This is a genomic window from Acidimicrobiia bacterium (genome assembly GCA_035651955.1).
Taxonomy (GTDB): Bacteria; Actinomycetota; Acidimicrobiia; order IMCC26256; family JAMXLJ01; genus JAMXLJ01.
Genome location: DASRES010000050.1, coordinates 1 through 22414 on the forward strand (window position 1 = coordinate 1; position 22414 = coordinate 22414).

A 22414-nucleotide genomic window follows, 5' to 3' on the forward strand; every position below is an offset into this window, starting at 1 on the left:
CGATCCGCCGGACGCGCGCAGGCCTCAAGGACCCCAAGCGGCCGTCGGGCAGCTTCATCTTCCTGGGCCCCACCGGTGTCGGGAAGACCGAGCTGGCCAAGGCGCTGACCGAGTTCCTGTTCGGGGACCAGGACGCCATGATCCAGCTCGACATGAGCGAGTACATGGAGAAGCACACGGTCAGCCGTCTCGTCGGCTCGCCTCCGGGCTACGTCGGCTACGAAGAGGGCGGTCAGCTCACGGAAGCGGTGCGGCGCAAGCCGTTCTCGGTCGTGCTGTTCGACGAGATCGAGAAGGCCCACCCCGACGTGTTCAACGCGCTGCTGCAGATCCTCGAGGACGGGCGGCTCACCGACGCGCAGGGTCGCACGGTCGACTTCAAGAACACCGTGATCATCATGACGTCGAACCTCGGCACGGCCGACCTGCGCAAGGCGAACATCGGCTTCGCCCGGGCGGACGAGGCGGTCACCTACGAGAAGATGAAGGAGAAGGTCACCGAGGAGCTCAAGCGCCACTTCCGGCCCGAGTTCCTGAACCGCATCGACGAGGTGATCGTCTTCAACGAGCTCAGCCAGGAGGAGGTCACCGAGATCGTCGACCTCCTCATCAGGCGGGTGACCACCCAGCTCGAGAGCCAGGGTCTCGGCCTCGAGCTCACGCACGAGGCGAAGCTCCTGCTCGCCAAGAAGGGCTACGACCCGCAGCTGGGCGCGCGTCCATTGCGCCGCGCGATCCAGCGGCTCGTCGAGGACCCGCTGTCCGAGAAGATCCTGTGGAAGGAGTTCCACGCGGGCGAGACGGTCGTCGTCGACGCCGAGGGCGACGAGGTCGCCTTCCGTGCCGTCGAGGGCATCGAGCCGCCGCCGGTGGAGCTAGCGGGGAGCGGATCGGAGGGCTGAGCGACTCACGCTCGCTCGGTGAAGTCGCGTGATCGGCGGACGGGTGACCGTCCGCCGATTCGCGTCCTGATCGTCGCGCTCCTCGTTGCCGTCGTCGTGGCGTCGTGCAAGGCCGACACCGCGCTGACGGTCACGGTGAAGCCGGACGGCAGCGGAACGGTGCGCGTGCACGTCATGCTCGACGCGGACGCGGCGCGGCAGGTGCCGCCGAGCACGATCCCGCTGGACGACCTCGCACGGGCGGGATGGCGCGTGACGCGCGACGCGACGTCGATCACGGTCGAGAAGGGCTTCGCCGACACCGCCGCGCTGCCCGGAGTCCTGCGCGAAATCAGCGGTCCCGGCGGCGTGCTGCGCGACGTGTCGCTGACACGCGATCCGTCGTTCCTCGACGTGAAGTACGCGCTGCGCGTCGACGTCGACCTGCGCGGCCTGGGCGCGAACGTCGCGAGCGACGCTGCGCTCGCGCAGCGGCTGCGTGCCGCGGGCGTCGACCCTGCCGCGGTCGACGCCCGGCTGTCCGGCTCGCTCCGCGACGCGGTGTCCCTCGACGTCCACGCGCTGTTGCCGGGTGGCGGGGTCCGGACGTGGCACGTCGCGCCGGGCGGCCAGGTGGACGCGCGCGCGACGTCGACCGTGTCGAACGGCGGCCGGCTGTGGTGGCTCGTCGCGGCCGGGATCCTCGTGGTGCTCGCAGTGCTCGTCGCGGTGCTGTCACTCCTCGCCCGGCGACGCGCGGCGACCGTCAGGTGATCCGCAGCAGCTGGTCGTACACGTCGCGCGTCGACGGGCTCGGTGACGCGCCGAGCTCGTCGCGCAACGCCTCGCACAACGAGCTGTAGACCTGCAACGCCTCGGCCGCGTTGCCCTGCGCCGCGAGCGCGCGCATGAGCACGCAGTACCCGCTCTCGCGCAATGGCGCGAGCGCGACGAGCCGCCGCGCCGCGCGCACCGCGGCCGCGAGCTCGGTCCCGCCGATTCCGAGACCGGCTCGCGCGTAGGCCTCGAGCGCGCGCAGCTGGAGCTCGTGCAGATGGCGCCGCCGATCGACGATCCAGTCGAGGTCCTCGCCGGGGAGGAGCTCGCGCTCGGCAGCGAACAGCGCGACGAGCGACGGACCCCAGGCCCGGTCGTACGACTCCAGCGCGATCGCGGACTCGGCGCGGTGGATGGCCTCGAACGCCGCCTCGACGTCTATCCACGCGGGGTCGATGCGCAATCGCACCCCGGCGCGGCCGTCGACCGCGTGCGCTCCCAGCGCCCGGCGGAGCTTGGAGAGCAGCGCGTTCAGCGCGGTGTCGGTGGCCGCCGGCGACCCGTCGGGCCACAGCGCGGCGAGCAGCTCGTCGCGCGTCACGGGCCGGCGCCGGTTCAACACCAGGTACGCGAAGAGCAGGCGTCCCTGCCGTCCCGGCAGCGCGCCGTCGAGGCGCTCGCCGTCGCGCTCGATCACCAGTGGTCCGCACACCTGGACCCGCGTGGTCGCCACCGACGCCAAGGTCACACCAACATTCTGGCAATCACGCCGTCGTACAACGAGCGAGGGAGATCCCGATGGCCAGGGTGATCAGGTGCGAGTGCGGATTCGTCGCCCGGGGCGAGACCGACGACGAGGTGGTCGCGGGCATCCGCGAGCACATGCGGACGGACCATCCGGTCCTGCTCGAGACCGTCGGCCACGACGACCTCCTCGGTTGGATCGAGCTCGAGTGAGCACCCGACGGAGGTGGACGATGGAGATGCTCGACGACTTCATGGCCGCGCGCGACGACGCGCTGGTCGGGCCGGACTGGCTCGAGGCACACCTGGACGATCCCGACGTGCGCGTGGTCGAGGTGGACGTGAACGCCACCGCGTACGGCGACGGGCACATCCCGGGCGCCGTCCTCTGGGACATCTACACCGATCTGAAGGACGCCGACTACCGGCTCGTCGACGACGACGCGTTCGCGCGTCTCGTCGCACGCTCGGGGATCGACAGCGACACGGTGGTCGTGCTCTACGGGTACGGACCGGCGATCGGGTTCTGGGCACTCGCGCGCTCCGGTCATCCGCGCGTCCGCATGCTCGACGCGACGCGCGCGAGCTGGCAGAGCGACGGGCGTCCCTGGACGACCGCGACGACGGAGCCCGTCCCGCGGTCGGTGCCCCGCCCGCTCCCGCGCCCCGACGCGCGGGTCCGCGCCAGCCGGGCGGACGTCGAGCGGGTGATCGGCGACCCCGGCGTCGTCGTCCTCGACGTCCGCAGCGAGGCCGAGTACCGCGGCGAGCGGTTCTGGCCGTCGGGCGCGTCCGAGCCGGGCGGCCGAGCGGGGCACGTTCCGGGCGCGGTGCACCTCCCGTGCGACACGCTCTACGGACCGGATGGCCGGTTCCGGTCGACCGACGAGCTCCGCGAGGTGGTCGAGCCGCTCGGCCTCCGCGCCGGGACCGACGTCATCACGTACTGCACGATCGGCGCGCGCGCGTGCGCGGCGTGGTTCGTGCTCGCCGTGCTGCTCCGGCACGAGCGAACGCGCGTGTACGACGGGTCGTGGGCCGAGTGGGGCCGGACGCCGACGACACCCGTCGAGCGCTGAGCGCGCGCGGTCGGATCCACGCGCCGCGAGGTGGTCAGGCGTTCGTCGACGTCTCGAGCCACGCCGCGAAGTCGTGCAGCGTGGTGAGGACGACGTCCGCGCCGGCCTCGCGCAGCTCCTGGGCGTCGTGCGGCCCGGTCGTCACGCCGACGGGGACCGCGCCCGCGGTGCGCGCGCCCAGCACGTCGGGCGGGCTGTCGCCGACGAACACGTGCGCGCCGTGACGCGCGAGGACGTCGCCCTTGCCCGCGCCCCACACGAGCCCCTCGACGACGTCGACGTCCAGACCGACGTGCTCGACGCAGGCGCGCGCGTTCGCGGTGTCCTTGGCCGTCACGACGAGGGAAGTGCCGGACGCGCGACGCACCGCCGCGAGCGCCTCGTGCGCGCCGGGCATGGCGAGCGTGCCGGGCACGCCGAGGCGCGCGTAGATCGTGCGGTAGCGGTCCGCGGCGGCGTCGACGCGCTCGGCCGGGAACCAGTTCGCGAGCTCGACCTCGAGCGGGGCCCCCAGCCGGGAGAGCACGAGCTCGGTGTCCACGAACGTCCCGGTCTCGCGCGCGAGCGCGTCGCAGGACGCACGGATGCCGGGGCGGGAGTCCACCAGCGTCATGTCGAGGTCGAACCCGACGACGAGCCGTGCCATCGAAGGACGCTATGCGACGGGCCGTCGTTCGGTGTCACACCCCCGTGCGATCGTGCTCGCATGCCGAAGACACGCACGGTCCACCGCTGTCGCGAGTGCGGAGCCGCCGCGCCCCGCTGGCTCGGGCGCTGCCCGGAGTGCGGCGAGTGGGGGAGCCTGGTCGAGGAGGCGACCGGTCCGTCGCCGTCGTCGGGTGCCGTGCTGCGCGCGGGCGCGGAGCGACCCGTCCCCGTCCGCGAGATCGATCCCGTCGCGACGCTTCGGCGGTCGACGGGGATCGACGAGCTCGATCGCGTGCTCGACGGGGGGCTCGTCCCCGGGTCGGTCACGTTGCTCGGCGGCGAGCCGGGGATGGGGAAGAGCACGCTGCTCCTCCAGGCGCTCGCGGCGATGTGCGATCGCGGCGCACGCGCGCTGCTCGTCACCGCGGAGGAGTCGAAGGAACAGGTGCGGCTGCGTGCGTCGCGGCTCGGCACCACGCCGGACGATCTGTTCGTCCTCGCCGAGACGTCGCTCCCGGACGTGCTCGCGCACGTCGACGCGCTCGACCCGCACGTCGTCGCGATCGACTCGATCCAGACCGTCGTCGATCCCGACGTCGGCGGCGTGGCGGGCTCGGTCGCGCAGGTGCGGGAGTGCGCGGCCCGGCTCGTGCGGATGGCGAAGGAGCGCGACGTCGTCACGCTGCTCGTCGGCCACGTCACCAAGGACGGGTCGCTCGCCGGGCCGCGCGTGCTCGAGCACGCGGTCGACACCGTCCTCGCTTTCGACGGCGATCGCCACCACGCGCTGCGGCTGGTGCACGCGTTGAAGCACCGGTTCGGGTCCACCGGCGAGCTCGGGCTGTTCGAGATGACCGAGCGCGGCCTCGTCGGTGTCGACGACCCGTCCGCGCTCTTCCTCGCCGACCGCCGGCCCGGAGCACCCGGCTCCGTCGTCACCGCGGTCCTCGAGGGCGCGCGCCCGTTGCTCGTCGAGGTGCAGGCGCTCGTCGCGCCGGCGGCCAACAGCACGATGCCGCGCCGCACGGTGCAGGGTCTCGACCCCGGCCGTGTCTCGCTGGTGATCGCCGTCCTGCAACAGCGCGTGCGCCGCGGGTCGCTCGGGGCCTGCGACGTGTGGGCGAGCGTGGCGGGTGGCGTGCGCGTCCGGGAGGCGGCCGCCGACCTCGCGGCCGCGCTCGCGCTGGCGAGCGCCCGAGCCGGTGCGCCCGTCGCGGCGGACATCGTCGCGGTCGGTGAGGTCGGTCTCGGCGGCGAGGTACGCCAGGCCGCGCACACCGCGCGTCGGCTCGCGGAGGCGGCCCGCCTGGGGTTCCGGCGGGCGATCGCGCCGACGACCGCGCCGGATGTCGACGGGATGGAGGTCGTGCGGGTTGCCGACGTCGGGGAGGCGCTGCTCGCGGTCGGACTCGGCCGCGACCGCACGCGACCCGTCCCACCCCGCGACGACGACGCCGGCGAACCCGCCATGGTGCCGACCCGGGGCACGGCTCGCGTGCTCCGGGCGGTCGGGCCGGCGACCGGCGACACGCGGCATCGCTGGTAAATTCCCGGGCATCCCTCGGACGATCGCGTGCTGAACGTTCGAGTTCCCCCGAGGAGGTGACGGCTCGGTGCCGCTCCAGCCGCGATCCGAACCGATGCTCGCCGCGCTCCGGCTCGTCGCCCCCGGCCGTCCGCTGCGTGAGGGCCTCGATCGCATCATCCAGGCCAAGATGGGCGCCCTCATCGTCGTGGGCGACGGCCCCGACGTCCTCAGCGTCTGCTCGGGCGGCTTCCTCCTCGACGCCGAGTTCACGCCCCAGCGGCTCTCGGAGCTGGCGAAGATGGACGGCGCGATCATCCTCGCCGCCGACTGCTCGCGCGTCGCACGTGCGAACGTCCACCTCGTCCCGGACCCGAACATCCCGACGTTCGAGACCGGAACCCGTCACCGCACCGCCGAGCGGGTCGCGCGCCAGATCGACGTGCCCGTCATCACCGTCTCGGAGGACATGTCGGTCGTCGCGATCCATCGGCGCGGGCAGAAGCACACGCTCGAGCCCGTCGCCCGCGTGCTCGCGCGCGCCGACCAGGCGTTGCAGATCCTGGAGCGGTACAAGGCGCGCCTCGACGCCGTGAGCGGGTCGTTGTCGGCGCTCGAGGTGGAGGACCTCGTGACCGTGCGCGACGTCGCGACGGTCCTGCAACGCGCGGAGATGGTCCGGCGCATCTCCGAGGAGATCGAGGGCTACATCATCGAGCTGGGTACCGACGGCCGGCTCGTGCTGCTGCAGCTCGAGGAGCTCATGGGCGGTGTCGGCGACGACCGTCGGCTCGTCGCCAAGGACTACTTCCACGAACGGGGCGACTGGGAGCTGCAGGACGTGATGGAGAAGCTCGCCGCGCTCGACACCGAGCAGCTCGTCGACCTGCGCGAGGTCGCGGCCGTCCTCAACCTCAACGCGGACTCCGATCTCGACACACCGCTGCAGCCGCGCGGCTTCCGCCTGCTCCACAAGGTGCCGCGCCTGCCCGAGATCGTCGCCGACCACGTCGTCGAGCGCTTCTCGAACCTGCAGAAGATCATGCGCGCCGGCGTGGCCGATCTCGTCGAGGTGGAAGGTGTCGGCGAGGCGCGTGCGCGTGCGATCAAGGAAGGGCTGTCGCGTCTCGCCGAGACGTCGATCCTCGAACGGTACGTGTAGCGCGCTTCGCGTCGCTTCTCGCTAGCGTCGAAGGCATGGGACTGCTCGCCGAGGGAACACACGAGCCGTTCGTCGAGCGTGTCACGATCCGGAGCGCCGACGGCACGACGGTGCCGACGATCCACGCGCGGCCCGAGGGGTTGCCGCTCGGCGGGCTCGTGCTCGTCACCGACATCATGGGCGTGCGCGAGCTGTTCGATGACACCGCCCGTCGTCTCGCGTCGCACGGTCTCGCGGTCGCCGCGCCGGAGCCGTTCGCGCACGTTCCGGGCTACGAGTCGCTCGACGCGAACGCCCGCATGGCGCAGATGAAGGACCTCGTCGACGACGTGCAGCTCGACGACCTGGCCCGTGCCGCGGACCTGCTCGTCGTCGAGGACGACGTGTCGGATGTCGCGGTGCTCGGCTTCTGCATGGGCGGGATGTACACGCTGAAGGCCGCCGCGACCGGTCGGTTCGACCGCGCGGTTGCGTTCTACGGGATGATCTGCCTGCCCGACGCGTGGCGCGGTCCCCGACAGCGTGACGCGCTCGACACCGCGGCGGACACGTGCCCGACCCTCGCGATCTTCGGCGGCGACGACCCGTTCACGCCGACGGAGGACATCGACGCGCTGCGCGCCGCGTTCGCCGGTCTTCCCGACCACGAGGTCGTCGTGTACCCGGGCGCGCAGCACGGCTTCGTGCACGCACCGGACCGCGACGCGCACCGCCCCGACGACGCCGCCGACGCGTGGCGCCGCGCGCTGTCGTTCCTGTTGGGCTAGGACCCACCACCGCGTTGGGACAGTTTCTCGGCGTATGGACGACAAAACGACCCAACGCGGCGAGAGGTCACGGGTTCGCGCGCTGCTCGAGTGCTTCGCGGTCGAGGAGCTTGTAACGGCCGCGGCCCTTCGGCTCGACCCAGCCGAGCCGGACGAACAGCGCGAGGGCCTTGTTGACCCGCTCGCGTGACGCACCCACCAGACCGGCGAGCTCCTCCTGCGTCATCGCGAGCCGGAACTCGTCCGCGTCGCCGGCCGCCTCGAGCAGCCGCTTCGCGGTCCGCGCGGGCACGTCGAGGAACTGCGCGTCCGCGAGCGCCTCGTCCGTCGCCCGCAACCTCCGGGCGAGCAGGCGAACGATCACCCACAGCAGCTCGGGTCGGTCGCGGAGCACCTCCTGCACCGGGTCGTAGTCGAGCGCGAGGAGGCGGGCATCGGTCAGCGCGCGCGCGTCGGCCGAGCGGCGACCGCCGTCGAAGAGCCCCAGCTCGCCGAACAGCCCGCCACCGTCGAGCACCGCGACGACCGACTCCCGCCCGTCCGTCGAACGGCTCAGCACCGCGATGCGACCGTCGAGCACGACGAACAGCTCGCTCGACGGGTCGCCCTGGACGAACAGCAGCTCGTTGCGCCGCAACGACCGGACGCGCGCCTTGGCGCTCAGGTCGTCCAGCACGTCGGGTGGCAGCGCCGCGAAGAGCTCGGTCGTGTCGAGAAGGCGACGCTCGGGCACGGCTGTACCTCCGGATGCGAGCGAGGTGTTCGACGATCGAGGCTACCGGTCGCCCGCGCCGTCGCCCTTGGTGCGCCCCCGGGATTGGGGAACGTCGGCACGTCCGGTATCCTTGAAGGCCCTGCTGGCACGGCGTGCTCCGAGGAGTGACATGGCGTTCGACGTCGGTGACAAGGTGGTCTACCCCCATCACGGGGCGGCGACGATCGAGCGACGTGAGAAGAAGGACGTCTTCGGCGAGAAGCGCGACTACCTGGTCCTGCGCCTCGCGTACGGCGATCTCACGCTGATGGTCCCGGCCGACAACGCCGAGGAGATCGGCCTCCGTGACGTCATCAACGACGAGGAGGTCGAGGAGGTGTTCGCGGTGCTCCGCAAGAAGGAGGCGCGGATGCCGACCAACTGGTCGCGCCGCTTCAAGAACCACGTCGAGAAGCTCAAGAGCGGCGACATCTACCAGGTCGCCGAGGTGGTCCGGAACCTCACGATCCGTGAGAAGGACAAGGGCCTGTCGGCCGGCGAGAAGCGGATGCTCGGCAAGGCCCGCCAGATCCTCGTCTCGGAGCTGACCTTCGCCATCGGCGTCGACGAGGACGCCGCCGAGGCCAAGCTCGACGAGGTCCTGACGAAGTAGCTGCCGCGCGCGCTGCGCGCGGAGGTTCAAGCCGCCTCGGTGAGGCGCCGATCCTCTCTTGCGGGATCCCGCGGGAGGAAGCGCCATGTTCGTCGAGGTCGTGCGCCTGTTCATGGTCGTGCTGTTCACCGCGGCCGGCTACTGGCTCGGTCGCGACACCGGCAGCACGGCGGCGACGGCGTCGGGCATCGCCGCGATGCTCGGCTGCCTCGTCGGGTACGTCATGGGCGGGCTGTTCGGCCGGTTGCTCGAGCGCGCGGTCGGCGTCGTGGAGCGCCGCGTCGAGCGCCTCCCGGCCGCGCAGGTCATCGCGGGGTTCGTGGGCGCGTGCATCGGTGGTCTCGCGGGCGCCATCCTCGCGGCACCGATCGTGCTCGTCGCGCCGCCCCAGCTCTCGCTGCCGTCGGGCGGGATCCTCGTGTGGACGGGCGGCTACCTCGGGTTCCGCATCGCGGCCGGCAAGAGCACCGAGCTCTTCCACCTCGTCGGCCTGTCGACCCGCCCGCTCGTGCGCGCGCACCCGTTCGACGGCGAGGACGGGTTTCTCGTGGACACCTCTGCGGTGATGGACGGGAAGCTGCTCCCGCTCGTCACCGCGGGTCTCTTCCGCGACGACCTGATGGTGCCGCGCTTCGTGCTCGACGAGCTCCAGGGTCTCGCCGACGCCCCCGACGTGAAGCGTGCGCGTCGCGCGCAGCGCGGGCTCGAGATGCTCGACGTCGTACGCCGCGACTCTCCGCTGCGCGTGTACGTGCTCGACGACGAGGTCCCGGAGATCGCGGCCGTCGACGCGAAGCTCGTCGCGCTCGCGAAGCGCCTGCAGCTCCGGCTGCTCACGACCGACACGAACCTCGTGCGCGTCGCCGAGGTGCAAGGCGTGCCGACGTGCAACCTGCGCCAGCTCGCAACCGACCTCGGCCCCGAGGTGACGGCCGGCGAGGTGCTCGAGGTCGACCTGACGAAGCCGGGCCGCGAGCCCGGTCAGGGCGTCGGGTTCCTCGACGACGGCTCGATGGTCGTCGTCAACGGCGGCGCGGACCTCGTCGGCGCGGGCCGCGTGCCGTTGGTCGCGACGTCCGTCGTCCCCACGTCGGTCGGTCGCATCGTGTTCGCGCGCCCGGCCGAGGACGACGCCGAAGGCGGGTAATACTGGCCGGCGTGCCGGTGTGGGCGATCGTCGTCGCGGCAGGTCGCGGCGACCGGTTCGGCGGCGCCAAGCAGTTCGTGACGCTGGGCGGCGCGCGCGTGGTCGATCGCTCCGTCGCGGTCGCGCGCCGCGCGTGTGACGCGGTCGTCGTCGTGTTGCCACCAGGCGAGCACTGGACCGGTGAATCCGTGACCGCGGTCGTCGAAGGCGGCGCGACGCGCTCGGAGTCGGTGCGGGCGGGCCTGGCCGCCGTACCGGACGACGTCGACGTGGTCGTCGTGCACGACGCGGCGCGGCCGCTCGCGTCGCGCGAGCTGTTCGACGCGGTCGTCGGCGCGGTGCGCGCCGGCGCGGACGCCGCCGTGCCCGGCGTCGCGGTCGCGGACACCGTCAAGCGCGTCGACGGTGCGCAGGTCGTCGAGACGGTCACGCGTGACGACCTCGTCGTCGTGCAGACGCCGCAGGCGTTCCGCGCGGGTGCCTTGCGTGACGCGCACGCGCGGTCCCACGACGCGACGGACGACGCTGCACTCGTCGAGCGGGCCGGCGGCCGTGTGGTCGTCGTGCCGGGCGGCCGTCACAACCTGAAGATCACGGATCCGGACGACGTCCGCATCGCGACCGCTCTGCTGCACGACGAGGCGCGGAGACCGTGAGCGGGCGCGTCGGGATGGGCTTCGACGTGCATCCGTTCTCGTCCGACGGGGCGCGGCCGCTCGTGCTCGGGGGCGTGACGATCGACGGCGCCGGGCTCGACGGCCATTCCGATGCCGATGTCGTCGCGCACGCCGTGGCGGACGCCGTCCTCGGCGCCGCCGCGCTGCCGGACCTCGGCACGCTGTTCCCGGCCTCGGACGAGCAGTATCGGGGCGCGTCGTCGATCGAGTTGCTCACAGAGGTCGCGGGGCGCGTCGCGCAGCGTCGGCTCTGGGTCGTCAACGTCGACGTCGTCGTCGCGGCGGAGCAGCCGAGGCTCGCACCGCACGTCGAGCAGATGGGCGAGAACCTGGTCGCCGCGCTCGCCGCCGCGCGTGAACCGATGGGCGAGGCGCTGCGCGTCTCGGTGAAGGCGAAGCGGGCCGAGGGCCTGGGCGCGATCGGCCGCGCGGAGGGCATCGCCGCGTGGGCGGTCGCGCTCCTCGAACGCGGCTGAACGGATCCCGTCCGGTCCCGCGGGACCGCTCGATCGCGTCCGTGCGTCGCTCGTTGTCGCATGGCGACGTTCAGCGACGCAGAAAGTGCGCCGGGTGCCGCCGCAGGCCGGCGGTAGCCTCGGGTGATGGTCCGCCTGTACGACACGTTGGCGCGCCGCGTGGAGGAGCTGCAGCCGCGCGAGCCCGGCCGGGTGTCGATGTACGTGTGCGGACCGACGGTGTACGACGTTCCCCACCTCGGGCACGCGCGCACGGCGGTCGTGTTCGACACCGTTCGTCGCTATCTCGCGTGGGCGGGGAACGACGTCACGTTCGTCTCGAACGTCACCGACATCGACGACAAGATCATCGCCCGCGCCGCGCGCGACGACACGACCGAGCCGGAGATCGCGCGCACGTACGAAGGCGTGTACTGGCGCGACATGGATCGGCTCGGCATCCTCCGCCCCGACCGAGCACCGCGCGCGACCGAGTACGTCGACCGCATGCTCGAGCTCGTCGGAGAGCTCGTCGAGCGTGGGCACGGTTATGTCGTCGACGGGCACGGCGTGTACTTCGCGGTCGACACGTACGACGGGTACGGCGCGCTCTCGCACCGCAGGCTCGAGGACCTCCTGGAGTCGGCCGGCGGTCGCGTCGAGGTCGACGAGGCGAAGCACAGCCCGGTCGACTTCGCGCTCTGGAAGGCGGCGAAGCCGGGGGAGCCGTCGTGGGACTCGCCGTGGGGACCGGGCCGTCCCGGTTGGCACATCGAGTGCGCCGCGATGTCACTCGACCTGCTGGGCGAGTGCTTCGACCTGCACGGCGGGGGCGACGACCTCGTCTTCCCGCACCACGAGAACGAGCGCGCCGAGGCCGAAGCCGCGGGACGGCGTTTCGCGCGCCACTGGATGCACTCCGGGATGCTCAACGTCGGCGGCGAGAAGATGTCGAAGTCGCTCGGCAACTTCACGACGCTCGCCGACGCGCTCGACGCGCACGACCCTCGCGCGCTGCGGCTCGCGATCCTGCAGACGCACTACCGCAAGGCGGTCGAGCTCGGTCCCGACGAGCTCGCCGCGTCGGAGCGCGCGCTCGACCGGCTCGACGCGCTGATGCGCGCGTTCGAGGTTGCCGGCGTGTCGCTCGACGGCGTCGAACCCGACGCCGAGGTCGTCGGCGCGTTCCGTGCCGCGATGGACGACGACTTCGGCACGCCCGAGGCGCTCGGCACCGTGTTCGCCGCCGCGCACGACGCGAACAAGGCGCTGAGCGCGGGCGACCAGAACCGTGCCGCGTCGCTCGCGGCCGCCGTGAGGTCGCTCGCGGGCGCGCTCGGCATCGAGCTGCGCAGCGACGTCGGTTCCGGCGACGCGGAGATCGACGCGCTCGTCGTGCAGCGCGACGACGCACGTGCGGCGCGCGACTTCGCGACCGCCGACCGCATCCGCGACGAGCTCGCGCAGCGGGGGATCGTGCTCGAGGACACTCCGCACGGCACGGTGTGGCGGCACAGCTGAACCGGCGCCGGCGACCGCGCGATCGCGCGACCGGCGGGGAGCAGGTCGAGGGCCGGCGATCGGTGCGCGAGCTCTTGCGCGCCGGTCGTCGCCGGACGCGCCAGGTGTGGATGGCCGACGACAACGCGCCCGCCGCGGTGCTCGACGAGATCGTCGACCTCGCAGCGGAGCGGGGCGTTCCCGTCCGGCACGTCCCCGCCGCGCGTCTGGAATCAGCCGCACGCACGGACGCGCCGCAAGGCGTGCTGGCGTTCGCGGATCCGCTCCCCGAGGCCGACGTCGACGCCTTGTTGCACGATCCGCATGCGTTCCTGGTCGTGCTCGACGGCGTCACCGATCCGCACAACGTCGGATCGATCCTCCGGAGCGCGGAAGGCGCGGGAGCAACCGGCGCGGTGCTGCCGCGACACCGCGCGGCGGGGCTCGGACCGACGGTCGCGAAGGCCTCCGCGGGCGCGATCGAGCACGTGCCCGTCGCGAGGGTCGGCGGCATCCCGGCGACGCTCGAGCGCGCGTCGCGTGCGGGCGTGTGGACCGTCGGTCTCGACGGCGACGCGGTCGACGACCTGTTCGCGCTCGATCTCGCCGACCGCCCGATCGCGCTCGTGCTCGGGTCGGAGGGACGCGGGCTGTCGCGGCTCGCGGCCGCGCGCTGCGACGTGCTCGTGCGCATCCCGATGCACGGCGCAGTCGAGTCGCTCAACGTCAGCGTCGCCGCCGCCCTCGCCTGCTACGAGGTGGCGCGCAAACGGGGTGCGGAGCCGGAGGTCGGATTCGAACCGACGACCTGACGCTTACAAGGCGCCTGCTCTGACCAGCTGAGCTACTCCGGCGAGCGCACGCGCAGGCTAGCCACGATCGTCGAGCTCGCACGGCGGCACGCGCGCCGCGGCGGCGTCGACCTCGAAATGCTTGATTCGCGCGCGGTGGGCGGCCAGGATCGACGCCCGATGCCGCTCTCCGACCGCGATCGCGCGATCCTCGATCTCGAACGCACCTGGTGGCGGTCGTCGGCGTCGAAGGAGTCGCAGATCCGCGACCGGCTGCGTCTCTCACCGGCGCGCTACTACCGGTTGCTCGCGTCGCTGGCCGACGAGGACTCCGCTCTTGCGTACGACCCGCTCACCGTCAAGCGTCTGCGTCGCCGTCGCGCCGCGCGCCAAGCTGCACGCGTGCACGGACGCCAGGAGCGGAAGACATGAGTGAATCCGGCGGCACGTTCCTTCCCGGTGGCGAGCAGGGGCCGCGGCGGCCGCGCAACTCGGGCGGCGGCACGCCGTCGCACGGCATCGGCGTGCACACGACGCGCGCGGCGCGTGGCGCGGGTCTGATCGCGCTCGCGGTGATCCTCGGCATCGTCCTGCTCCAGGTCGTCGACAAGGGCAACACCGGCCCGATCGGTGACCGCAGCGCCGCGAAGCACGCGGTCACGACGACGACCACGACCGGCGCCGCGACGTCGTCGACGACCGCGACCACGGCGCCGCCCGCGTCGACCACGACGGGCGCCGCCGCGACGCGGCCACCGAGCCAGGTCGTCGTCGACGTGCTCAACGGCTCGGGCACCGCGGGCGTCGCCGGTCAGCTCACGACGCAGCTCAAGGGCAAGGGCTACCAGACGATCACACCGGGCGACACGACCCATCGGACCGGATCGGTCGTGTACTACCGCTCCGGGTTCGAGCGCGAGGCGACCGCGCTGGCCACGCTCGTGCCGAACAACCCGAAGGTCGCGGCGATGCCGTCGCCGGCGCCGCAGAACGCCGACTCGAGCGCGAACGTCGTCGTCGTCATCGGCGCCTGATCCCGGCGTGAACCTGGTCGCGACGCTCGCGGACGGTGATGCCGCGCGCCTCGCCGTCCTGTCCGACTTCGACGGGTCGCTGTCGCAGATCGTCGACGAGCCCGACGACGCGGTCGCGCTGCCCGCCGCCCGCGACGCGCTCGCCGCCGTCGCGCGCCGTGCCGGTCTCGTCGCCGTCGTGAGCGGCCGGCCGGTCGCGTTCCTGCGTGAGCAGCTCCCGATCGATGGTCTGCGCTACGTCGGGCAGTACGGCCTCGAGTGGACCGACGACAACGGCGCGATCACGTACGACGACCGCGCCGAGCCCTACCTCGACGCCGTAGCCCGAGTCGCCGATGAGGCCGACGCGCGCTTCCCGTCCGCGTGGATCGAGCGCAAAGGTCGTCTCGCGGTCACGCTGCACTGGAGGATGCATCCCGAGCTCGGCGACGACGTGACGCGCTGGGCCGACGACGCCGCCGCGCGCCACGGCCTGGCGGTGTACCCGACCCGGATGGCGCGCGAGCTGAGACCGCCAGTACCCGTCGACAAGGGCACTGCGGTCGGCGCGCTGCTGGACGCGCACCCTGCGATCGACCGGGCGTGCTTCGCCGGTGACGACCACGGCGATCTCGCCGCGTTCCAGGCCCTCCGTGACCACCGCGCTGCGGGGCGGTTGCGGGACGCCGTGCGCATCGCGGTCCGTTCCGACGAAGCGCCGCCGGACCTGCTCGCACGGGCGGACGTCGCCGTCGACGGACCGGCCGGTCTCGCCGCGCTGCTCGACGAGCTCGCGCGCTCGCTCAGTTGACGCGGTCGGGCTCGACCCCGCACGCGCGCAGCTGATCCACGAGCCAGTCGTGCGGAGTGCGCGCCGACGCACGCTCGCACAGCGTCTTGGCGCGCGCCCGCCGCTCGACGGCGTCCATGTCGAGCGCGGTGTGCAAGGCGGCCGCGGTCTGCTCGAGGTCGTACGGGTGCACGCGCACGGCCGCGTCACCGAGCTCCTCGTACGCACCCGCCTCTCGCGACAGGCACAGGACGCCGTCGCGGCGGTTGAGGATGGGACCTTCCTTCGCGACGAGGTTGAGCCCGTCCTTGATCGGGTTGACGAGCAGCACGTCCGAGCGCTGGAGACCGGCCACGCTGCGCGGGAAGTCGTCGCGGCTGTTCACCACGACGGGTGTCCAGTCCCGACGCGCCCACCGCTCGTTCACGCGCGCGGCCGCCTGCTCGACCTCCTGCGCGTACGCGAGGTACTCGGCGAGCCCCTCGCGTGACGGGTACAGGTAGGCCACGAACACGACTCGCTCGTGCCATTCGGCGTGCGTCTCGAGGAACCGGTCGTACGCGAGGAACCCACGCACGATGTTCTTCGAGAGCTCCATCCGGTCGGTGCGCAGCACGACGCGCCGGTCGCCGACGAGCTCGTCGAGCGCGTCGCGTGCCGCGGCCGTCTCGTCGGACTCGGCGACCTCGGCGAGCGCCTCGCGGTCCGGACCGAACGACGCCGCGAACGCGGGCGCGTCGATGCCCAGGAGCTCCGTCACCGTCGAGCGGTACTGGGCGACCCAGCGAGCGGTGTGGAAGCCGGCGGGCCCGCCCGCCATCGACGCGCAGATCTCGTCCGCGACGTCGTCGGGCAGCACGCGCATCATGCTCGGACCGCTGAACGGCGTGTGCGTGAAGTGCCCGACGTGGAGGTCCGGGCGCACCCGGCGGATCATCCCGGGCGTCAGCGCGAGCTGGTAGTCCTGCACGAGGACGACCTCACCGTCCCCGGCGCGTGCCGTCACCGCGTCGGCGAACACCTGGTTCACGGTTCGGTACGCCTCCCAGGCCTCCCGGAAGCGGTGGTCGAAGCGCGGTCGCCGCGGCAGGTCGAAGAGCACGTGGTGGAGGAACCACAGGACGCCGTTCGACACGACGTCGTAGTGCATGCGGTGCAGCGCGGGGTCGATGTCGAGGAGCGTCAGGTCGATGTCGTCGTCGCGCGCCGCGCCGGCGTGCACGGCGGCGCGGTCGTCGTCGGTCATCGCGGCCGCGACCCAGACGTGACCTTGGCGCGCGAGCAGCGGCGTCAACGCGCTCACGACGCCCCCCGCGCCGCGACGCGTCTCGAACGTGCCGTCGTCGCGCCGCGCGAACGAGTACGGACCCCGGTGCGAGACGACGATCATGCGCGGGCGCCGGTACGGGGGCCGTTCACGACCCGAGGTCCACGAACAGCCGGAGCCAGTCCTCGAGCTCGCGTGTCGACAGGAAGTTCGCACGCACGTGCTCGCGCCCGCTCTCGCCCATCGTGTCCGCAGTTGCCGGATCGGCGAGGAGCTCGATCGTGCGGCGCGCGCACTCGTCGACCGAGTCCACGAGGTAGCCGTCGACGCCGTCGCGCACCTGCAGCACGATCCCGCCCGCGCGGCCGCCGATCACCGGCCGGCCCTTCCAGAGGCCTTCGCTGACGGTGAGCCCGAAGCCTTCGCGCAACGACTTCTGCAGGACCACGTCGGCGGCGCGTTGGAACGCGTTGATCTGCACGTTGCCCACCTGCTGGATGTTCGACAGCAGGTGGATGTCGCGGTCGCCGCCGCGCGCGTCCTCGGTCTGCTCCCACACGCGGAAGCCCTCGGGATCGTCGGTCGCCATCGAACCCGCGAGGACGAGCTGCGCGTCCGGCACCTTCTCGCGTACGACGCGGAACGCCTCGATCACGCCGACCGGGTCCTTCCACGGGTCGAATCGGCTCACCTGGCAGACGAACGGACGTCGCGTATCGACGCCGTACTGCTTGCAGATCTCGGTGACGAACGGGGTCGGCAGGTCGAGGTTCTTGACCGACAGCGGATCGATGCACGGCGGTGCCTGCACGATGCGGTCCATCTCGAGCGACGTCGGCACGAACTCCGGCATCGTCCACACCGACGCGTCGTACCGTTCCACGTGCGGACGGAAGAACTCCCACACCGCGTCGTTCGCGTCCGTGAGGTCGATGTGGCAGCGCCAGATCCAGCGCGTGTCGGGCCGGTCGATCGCGGTCCCGTGCAGGAAGCTCAGCATCGCCGCCGGTTGCGGGTCGTGCACGACGATGAAGTCGTACTCGCCCTCGAGCAGCAGCGCGTTGTCGAGCACCTTCTCGAGGTAGGTGCGGGCCATCTCCGGCGTCCACTCGACGTCCGAGCCCTGCAGCGCGTTGTGCACCTGCTTCGTGACACCGAAGAAGTCGTCGCTGCCGTGCATCACCTGCCACTCGGCCTCGAGCCCGGCGCTCCGCAGCAACGGGACGTGCGTGGCGAGCAGCTCGGCGACGCCACCGCCGTACGCCGTCGCGTTGAGATGCAGCACGCGTGCACCCCGCAGCGGCTCGGCGAGCGCACGGATCCGTTCGATCGTGTCGCTTCCGGCGATCTCGACATAGTCGTCGAGGTCCTTCTCGAGCAGCGGGACGCGTTCGAGCACGGGCGCGCTTTCCGGTTGGGGCGGGAACGCGGTCAATCTATCGGGATCATGAGCGTCGCCCTTGCCTGTCCCGACAAGTTCCGCGGGACCCTCACCGCGTCCGAGGCGGCCGATCGGATCGCGGCGGGTCTCCGGACGGCCGGCTTCGACGAGGTGCGCGCGCTGCCGCTCGCCGACGGCGGCGAGGGCACGCTCGACACGTTGCTCGCCGCCCGCGGTGGCTCGCGTCGCCCGGCCCGGGTCACGGGACCGCTCGGCGAGCCCGTCGACGCGGAGTGGGGCCTCCTCCCCGACGGCACCGCGGTCGTGGAGATGGCGAACGCGAGCGGGCTCGCGCGCGTCGACGGTCGCAACGACCCGTTGCGCGCGACGACACGCGGCACCGGCGAGCTCGTCGCGGCCGCGGCGCGCGCTGGCGCGCGCCGGATCATCGTCGGTGTCGGTGGCAGCGCGACGACCGACGGTGGGCTCGGCGCGGTCGACGCGCTCGGATGGTCGCTCGCGGGACTCGACGTCGTCGTCGCGTGCGACGTGCACACGCGCTTCGTCGACGCGGCGCGTGTGTTCGGCCCGCAGAAGGGGGCGACCGACGCGCAGGTCGCGCTCTTGACGCGCCGGTTGCAGAGCGTCGCGCAGCAGTACCTCGACCGGACGGCATTCGACGTGCACGGTGTCGAGGGTGGCGGTGCAGCAGGCGGGCTGGCCGGTGGCCTCGCCGCGATCGGTGCCCGTCTCGAACCCGGCTTCGACGTCGTCGCGCGCGTCGCGGGCTTCGAGGACGCGGTTGCGGACGCCGACGCCGTCGTCACCGGGGAGGGAAAGCTCGACCCGACGAGCTTCGACGGCAAGGTCGTCGGCGGCGTGCTCGAGTGGGCGGGCGAGCTCGGCGTCGAGCACCGCGCGGTGATCGCCGGTCAGGTGACGCCCGAGGCGCGTGACGAGGCGTCCGTCCTCGGCGACGTGCAGGTGCTCGCGCTCACCGACCGCGTCTGGCAGGCGGGCGAGGCGTTCCAGCGCGCCGGCACGCTCGTCGAGGAGGCCGCGATCGAGGCCGGCAAGGACGCGCTGACGAAGATGCGGCACTGACCGTCGCTTTGCGTACGTCAGTGCCGCATCTTCACCCTCGTCACCCGTCGAGGAGCGTGTCGACGGCCTCGGCGAAGCCGGCCCCGTGGCCCTGGCGCGTGATCGTCGCGTTCGGCACGCGCGCCACCACGTCGGCGAACGGCGGGTCCTTCTCGATCGCGTTGCGGACGACGAAGCAGCGCGCGACGACGTCGTGACACGCGAGGTCGGCGGCCGCGTCACCGACGACGGCACACTCGGCCGCCGCGATCCCGCGCTCCTTCCGGTCCGCGAGGACGGCGTCACGCTTCGAGATCCCGCGCGGTGCGAGGTGGTAGACGCGCACCTTCGAGACGGACGGCAGCGAGTCGTACGTCCGCGGGATGATCCCGTTCTCGACGATCTCGACCCACCCGTACCCGTCGCGGTCGAGGCGCGCGTGCGCGTCGTCGACGTCGAGCTCGCCGCGCACCATCAGCGAGACGAGCCGGCCGTCGTTCCACGGATCGTGCGGCTCCAGCCGACCTGGCGCGCGAGCGACGAGCTCGCCGACCAACGGATAGAGCGCGTCGACCGGTGATCCGTCACCTCGGTACGCGCCGACGTCGACCACACGCCGCGTGCCGCGCTCGTACACGCGCACGCCGCCGAGCTCCGCGATCCATGCCGCGAGACCGAGCAGCCGGCCGAGCTCGTCGACGCGCGCGACGTCACGGCCGCTCAACGCGACGATCTCCAAGCCGCTCGCACGAGCGCGCAACAGCGCGTCGACCGCGACGCGTGTCGGCGCGCCCGACCCGTCGAGCAACAGGTTGCCTCCAGGACCGACGAGCGTGCCGTCGACGTCGGTGTAGAGGACGCGCACGCGCTATGCGGAGAGCTCGCGCGAGAACTTCGCCCGGTACGCGGCGACGGTGTGCATCGGCGGACGCTCGCGCGTCTCGACGGGCACCCGCTCGACGACGTGCGCGTCCGTGAACCGCACGAGGTCCCGCCCGTCGCTCACGTCGATGCCCGCGCGCCGCAAGGCCGTCACGAGGATCTCCGTCGCCTGCGGGCCGAGCTCGTCCAGCGGGCGGTTGCGGTGCCGGCGCGTCCCGAGGTCGACCTGCGCGACGGCACCCAGGCCGTACCGGTCGACGACGTCGACGAGCAGCCCGAGCTCGACGCCCCAACCCTCGACGAACGGGACGGCTTCGAGGAGTTCGCGCCGGCCCGCGTACTCGCCGGACAGCGGCTGCACGAACCCGGTGAGGTGGGGGAACAGCTGCGAGACGAGCGGCCGGGCCACGAGCTCGGTCACCCGGCCCCCGCCGTCGCCGTCGTCGCCGGTCGGGCGGCGGTAGAAGCCCTTCACGAAGCCGATCTCGGCGCGGGTCAGCAGCGGGCCGACGAGACCCGTGACGAAGTGCGGCTCGAAGCCCCGGATGTCCGCGTCGACCCAGCACAGGAGGTCGCCCTCGCACGCGAACAGCGACTTCCACAGGACGTTGCCCTTGCCCGTCCCCGGTCCCGCATCGGGCAGCACCTCGGCGGCCCCGACGACCCGCGCCCCTGCCGCGGCCGCGGCCGCGGCCGTGCCGTCCGTCGAGCCGTCGTCCATGACGACGATCTCGTCGACGAGCGGGACGCGTTCGGCCAGCTCACGGCGGATGCCGGCCACGATCGGGCCGACCGTGGCGACCTCGTCGCGGGCGGGGAGGCACACCGAGACGGTCGTCCCGAGCGCCGCCTTCACCGCCGCCAGGGCGGCCGGCGTGAAGTCGCGGTGGTGGGACGGCGCGAACGGCAGGGACACGGCCGGAGTGTACGGGAGGCCCGGGTCTTCGGATCGCCCCGATCGTGCCGATGAACCCGCGATGCTTTGACCAGGGCCGCCGCGACGTGCGACCCTGGTCGCACGCGTTCATCAAGAGCGGCTGAGGGACAGGCCCGACGACGCCGCGGCAACCAGCACCGATGTGCGAGGAGCACTGACGTGCCAGGTGCCAATGCCTGAACGATGAGCCGCCGAAGAGCGATCCGGCCGCCGATCGGCCTCCGCTCGAGGCGCTCACAGAGCGCGTCGAGGCGAGCGGGCACGGGGCCCGCTCCACGGAGGACGAGGAGCAACGGCGATGCCCCACGTGGCCGGACTTCGGTGTCGTGAATGCGGACGTGAGTACGACGTCGCGCCCACCTACACCTGCGAGTGGTGCTTCGGGCCGCTCGAGGTCGTGTACGACTACGCGTCGATCAGGAAGACGGTGACCCGCGAGTCGATCGCGGCCGGGCCCGCGAGCATCTGGCGCTACCAGGACCTGTTGCCCGTCGAGCGTGCGGCGGCCGTCGACCTCGGTGCCGGGTTCTCGCCGCTGATCCGCGCGGACCGGCTCGCGGCCGAGCTCGGTCTGAGCGAGGTCTGGGTCAAGAACGACACCGTCAACCCGACGAACTCATTCAAGGACCGCGTCACCGAGGTCGCGCTGTCGAAGGCGCTCGACTTCGGGTTCAAGACGGCCGCGTGCGCGTCGACCGGGAACCTCGCCAACGCGGTCGCCGCGCACGCCGCGCGCGCCGGGCTGCACAGCTTCGTGTTCATCCCGTCGAACCTCGAGGCCGGCAAGGTCGTGACGACCGGCATCTACGGCGGGAACCTCGTCGCGATCGACGGGAACTACGACGACGTCAACCGTCTCTGCGCCGAGCTCGCCGGCACGTACCGCTGGGCGTTCGTGAACGTCAACATGCGGCCGTTCTACGCCGAGGGCTCGAAGACGCTCGCGTTCGAGACGGCCGAGCAGCTCGGCTGGGAGACGCCCGACCACGTCGTCGTGCCGGTCGCGAGCGGCTCGCTCCTCACGAAGATCCACAAGGGGTTCCACGAGCTGCACGAGGTCGGACTGCTCGACGCCGAGCCGAACGTGCGCGTCTCGGGCGCGCAGGCGCTCGGATGCTCACCGGTCGCGACCGCGTGGATCGAGGCGAGCGACACGATCCGTCCCGTGAAGCCGGACACGATCGCGAAGTCGCTCGCGATCGGGAACCCGGCCGACGGCTACTTCGCGCTCGACGCGGTGCGCAGCACCGGCGGCGGGCTCGCGGCCGTCACCGACGACGAGGTCGTCGAGGGCATCCGGTTGCTCGCGCGGACCGAGGGGATCTTCGCCGAGACCGCGGGCGGCGTGACGATCGCGAGCCTCAGGCGTCTCGCGCAGGATGGCGTGGTCCGCGCCGACGAGCGCGTCGTGGTGTACATCACGGGCATCGGGTTGAAGACGATCGAGGCGGTCGCGCCGCGCGTGGCACCGACGGCGACGATCGCGCCGACGCTCGATGCGTTCCACGACGTGTTCACGCCGGACACCATCGAGGACTGAG

25 protein-coding genes, 1 tRNA gene and 1 riboswitch are annotated in these 22414 nt (G+C 72.4%); of the genes, 18 read left to right on the top strand and 8 right to left on the bottom strand.

All coding sequences use genetic code 11. From position 1 onward, the window contains the following. Both VFC33_11500 and VFC33_11505 read left to right on the top strand, forming a co-directional pair. A partial coding sequence (locus VFC33_11500; protein ID HZR13862.1) for an AAA family ATPase occupies positions 1-902 on the top strand: 902 nt, incomplete at its 5' end. A gap of 18 nt (positions 903-920) precedes the next feature. Beyond that, a complete protein-coding gene (locus VFC33_11505; GenBank protein ID HZR13863.1) occupies positions 921-1655 on the top strand; it encodes a hypothetical protein in 735 nt (244 codons plus the stop codon). On the opposite strand, the gene VFC33_11510 is transcribed toward VFC33_11505, so the two are convergent. After that, positions 1648-2391: a BTAD domain-containing putative transcriptional regulator gene (locus VFC33_11510; protein ID HZR13864.1), complete on the bottom strand. Its 744-nt coding sequence runs from the start codon at positions 2389-2391 to the stop codon at positions 1648-1650. The genes VFC33_11505 and VFC33_11510 overlap by 8 nt on opposite strands. Before the next feature lie 65 nt (positions 2392-2456). Here VFC33_11510 and VFC33_11515 point away from each other — a divergent pair, with 65 nt between their 5' ends. Further along, positions 2457-2615: a DUF1059 domain-containing protein gene (locus tag VFC33_11515; protein ID HZR13865.1), complete on the top strand. Its 159-nt coding sequence runs from the start codon at positions 2457-2459 to the stop codon at positions 2613-2615. A gap of 20 nt (positions 2616-2635) precedes the next feature. Beyond that, complete coding sequence (locus tag VFC33_11520) at positions 2636-3481, top strand: sulfurtransferase (GenBank protein ID HZR13866.1); 846 nt, start codon at positions 2636-2638, stop codon at positions 3479-3481. Between the two features lie 34 nt (positions 3482-3515). Here VFC33_11520 and VFC33_11525 read toward each other — a convergent pair whose 3' ends face one another. Next, positions 3516-4127 carry an HAD family hydrolase gene (locus VFC33_11525; protein HZR13867.1) on the bottom strand — a complete coding sequence of 204 codons (612 nt, stop codon included), beginning with the start codon at positions 4125-4127 and terminating at the stop codon, positions 3516-3518. 60 nt (positions 4128-4187) lie between these two features. Here VFC33_11525 and radA point away from each other — a divergent pair, with 60 nt between their 5' ends. The 3 genes from radA (at position 4188) to VFC33_11540 (ending at position 7583) form a co-directional block, all read left to right on the top strand. Next, positions 4188-5675, top strand: a complete 1488-nt coding sequence (radA, locus tag VFC33_11530; GenBank protein ID HZR13868.1) for a DNA repair protein RadA — start codon at positions 4188-4190, stop codon at positions 5673-5675. A 67-nt stretch (positions 5676-5742) separates the two neighbouring features. Then, positions 5743-6816: a DNA integrity scanning diadenylate cyclase DisA gene (gene disA / locus VFC33_11535; protein HZR13869.1), complete on the top strand. Its 1074-nt coding sequence runs from the start codon at positions 5743-5745 to the stop codon at positions 6814-6816. A 35-nt stretch (positions 6817-6851) separates the two neighbouring features. Further along, positions 6852-7583, top strand: coding sequence for a dienelactone hydrolase family protein (locus VFC33_11540; GenBank protein HZR13870.1), 732 nt, complete (start codon positions 6852-6854; stop codon positions 7581-7583). A 67-nt stretch (positions 7584-7650) separates the two neighbouring features. On the opposite strand, the gene VFC33_11545 is transcribed toward VFC33_11540, so the two are convergent. Then, positions 7651-8316, bottom strand: coding sequence for a Crp/Fnr family transcriptional regulator (locus tag VFC33_11545; protein HZR13871.1), 666 nt, complete (start codon positions 8314-8316; stop codon positions 7651-7653). A 151-nt stretch (positions 8317-8467) separates the two neighbouring features. Between VFC33_11545 and VFC33_11550 the strand changes: the two genes are divergently transcribed. From VFC33_11550 to rlmB, 6 genes are all read left to right on the top strand, one after another. Beyond that, entirely contained in the window at positions 8468-8950 is a 483-nt protein-coding gene (locus tag VFC33_11550) for a CarD family transcriptional regulator (GenBank protein HZR13872.1), read from the top strand. Positions 8951-9035: 85 nt separating this feature from the next. After that, complete coding sequence (locus VFC33_11555) at positions 9036-10097, top strand: PIN domain-containing protein (GenBank protein ID HZR13873.1); 1062 nt, start codon at positions 9036-9038, stop codon at positions 10095-10097. An 11-nt stretch (positions 10098-10108) separates the two neighbouring features. Then, positions 10109-10753, top strand: coding sequence for a 2-C-methyl-D-erythritol 4-phosphate cytidylyltransferase (ispD, locus tag VFC33_11560; protein ID HZR13874.1), 645 nt, complete (start codon positions 10109-10111; stop codon positions 10751-10753). Next, entirely contained in the window at positions 10750-11250 is a 501-nt protein-coding gene (ispF, locus tag VFC33_11565) for a 2-C-methyl-D-erythritol 2,4-cyclodiphosphate synthase (protein HZR13875.1), read from the top strand. Before ispD ends, ispF begins: the two co-directional genes overlap by 4 nt. A gap of 126 nt (positions 11251-11376) precedes the next feature. Beyond that, on the top strand, positions 11377-12750 hold the full coding sequence (gene cysS, locus VFC33_11570) for a cysteine--tRNA ligase (GenBank protein HZR13876.1): 1374 nt from the start codon (positions 11377-11379) through the stop codon (positions 12748-12750). Continuing rightward, positions 12735-13541: a 23S rRNA (guanosine(2251)-2'-O)-methyltransferase RlmB gene (gene rlmB / locus VFC33_11575; protein HZR13877.1), complete on the top strand. Its 807-nt coding sequence runs from the start codon at positions 12735-12737 to the stop codon at positions 13539-13541. Before cysS ends, rlmB begins: the two co-directional genes overlap by 16 nt. Here rlmB and VFC33_11580 read toward each other — a convergent pair. Beyond that, positions 13510-13583 (bottom strand) — tRNA-Thr (locus tag VFC33_11580). The genes rlmB and VFC33_11580 overlap by 32 nt on opposite strands. A 117-nt stretch (positions 13584-13700) precedes the next feature. Between VFC33_11580 and VFC33_11585 the strand changes: the two genes are divergently transcribed. From VFC33_11585 to otsB, 3 genes are read left to right on the top strand one after another with little or no spacing between them, the layout of a single operon-like run. Further along, on the top strand, positions 13701-13952 hold the full coding sequence (locus VFC33_11585; protein ID HZR13878.1) for a DUF3263 domain-containing protein: 252 nt from the start codon (positions 13701-13703) through the stop codon (positions 13950-13952). Then, on the top strand, positions 13949-14554 hold the full coding sequence (locus VFC33_11590) for a LytR C-terminal domain-containing protein (protein HZR13879.1): 606 nt from the start codon (positions 13949-13951) through the stop codon (positions 14552-14554). The genes VFC33_11585 and VFC33_11590 overlap by 4 nt, the downstream gene beginning before the upstream one ends. Positions 14555-14561: 7 nt before the next feature. After that, complete coding sequence (gene otsB / locus VFC33_11595) at positions 14562-15344, top strand: trehalose-phosphatase (protein ID HZR13880.1); 783 nt, start codon at positions 14562-14564, stop codon at positions 15342-15344. On the opposite strand, the gene VFC33_11600 is transcribed toward otsB, so the two are convergent. Both VFC33_11600 and VFC33_11605 read right to left on the bottom strand, forming a co-directional pair. Then, positions 15337-16713 carry a trehalose-6-phosphate synthase gene (locus tag VFC33_11600; GenBank protein ID HZR13881.1) on the bottom strand — a complete coding sequence of 459 codons (1377 nt, stop codon included), beginning with the start codon at positions 16711-16713 and terminating at the stop codon, positions 15337-15339. The two genes, otsB and VFC33_11600, sit on opposite strands and share 8 nt — an antisense overlap. A 25-nt stretch (positions 16714-16738) precedes the next feature. After that, the gene (locus VFC33_11605) at positions 16739-17989 is read right to left on the bottom strand and encodes a glycosyltransferase (protein HZR13882.1); all 1251 of its coding nucleotides are present in this window, start codon (positions 17987-17989) and stop codon (positions 16739-16741) included. Positions 17990-18037: 48 nt separating this feature from the next. Here VFC33_11605 and VFC33_11610 point away from each other — a divergent pair, with 48 nt between their 5' ends. Further along, the gene (locus VFC33_11610; GenBank protein ID HZR13883.1) at positions 18038-19075 is read left to right on the top strand and encodes a glycerate kinase; all 1038 of its coding nucleotides are present in this window, start codon (positions 18038-18040) and stop codon (positions 19073-19075) included. Between the two features lie 40 nt (positions 19076-19115). On the opposite strand, the gene VFC33_11615 is transcribed toward VFC33_11610, so the two are convergent. Further along, positions 19116-19919, bottom strand: a complete 804-nt coding sequence (locus tag VFC33_11615; protein ID HZR13884.1) for a hypothetical protein — start codon at positions 19917-19919, stop codon at positions 19116-19118. Between the two features lie 3 nt (positions 19920-19922). After that, complete coding sequence (locus VFC33_11620; protein ID HZR13885.1) at positions 19923-20852, bottom strand: glucosyl-3-phosphoglycerate synthase; 930 nt, start codon at positions 20850-20852, stop codon at positions 19923-19925. A 105-nt stretch (positions 20853-20957) separates the two neighbouring features. Then, positions 20958-21063: riboswitch (SAM riboswitch) on the top strand. A gap of 108 nt (positions 21064-21171) precedes the next feature. Between VFC33_11620 and thrC the strand changes: the two genes are divergently transcribed. Beyond that, entirely contained in the window at positions 21172-22413 is a 1242-nt protein-coding gene (gene thrC / locus VFC33_11625; GenBank protein HZR13886.1) for a threonine synthase, read from the top strand. Position 22414: the final 1 nt, after the last annotated feature.

Coding starts and splice junctions, on each gene's coding strand:
- VFC33_11515 (HZR13865.1), top strand. CDS start 2,457: ATGGCCAGGGTGATCAGGTGCGAGTGCGGATTCGTCGCCCGGGGCGAG.
- VFC33_11520 (HZR13866.1), top strand. CDS start 2,636: ATGGAGATGCTCGACGACTTCATGGCCGCGCGCGACGACGCGCTGGTC.
- VFC33_11525 (HZR13867.1), bottom strand. CDS start 4,127: ATGGCACGGCTCGTCGTCGGGTTCGACCTCGACATGACGCTGGTGGAC.
- radA (HZR13868.1), top strand. CDS start 4,188: ATGCCGAAGACACGCACGGTCCACCGCTGTCGCGAGTGCGGAGCCGCC.
- VFC33_11540 (HZR13870.1), top strand. CDS start 6,852: ATGGGACTGCTCGCCGAGGGAACACACGAGCCGTTCGTCGAGCGTGTC.
- VFC33_11550 (HZR13872.1), top strand. CDS start 8,468: ATGGCGTTCGACGTCGGTGACAAGGTGGTCTACCCCCATCACGGGGCG.
- VFC33_11555 (HZR13873.1), top strand. CDS start 9,036: ATGTTCGTCGAGGTCGTGCGCCTGTTCATGGTCGTGCTGTTCACCGCG.
- cysS (HZR13876.1), top strand. CDS start 11,377: ATGGTCCGCCTGTACGACACGTTGGCGCGCCGCGTGGAGGAGCTGCAG.
- VFC33_11585 (HZR13878.1), top strand. CDS start 13,701: ATGCCGCTCTCCGACCGCGATCGCGCGATCCTCGATCTCGAACGCACC.
- VFC33_11590 (HZR13879.1), top strand. CDS start 13,949: ATGAGTGAATCCGGCGGCACGTTCCTTCCCGGTGGCGAGCAGGGGCCG.
- VFC33_11600 (HZR13881.1), bottom strand. CDS start 16,713: ATGATCGTCGTCTCGCACCGGGGTCCGTACTCGTTCGCGCGGCGCGAC.
- VFC33_11610 (HZR13883.1), top strand. CDS start 18,038: ATGAGCGTCGCCCTTGCCTGTCCCGACAAGTTCCGCGGGACCCTCACC.
- thrC (HZR13886.1), top strand. CDS start 21,172: ATGCCCCACGTGGCCGGACTTCGGTGTCGTGAATGCGGACGTGAGTAC.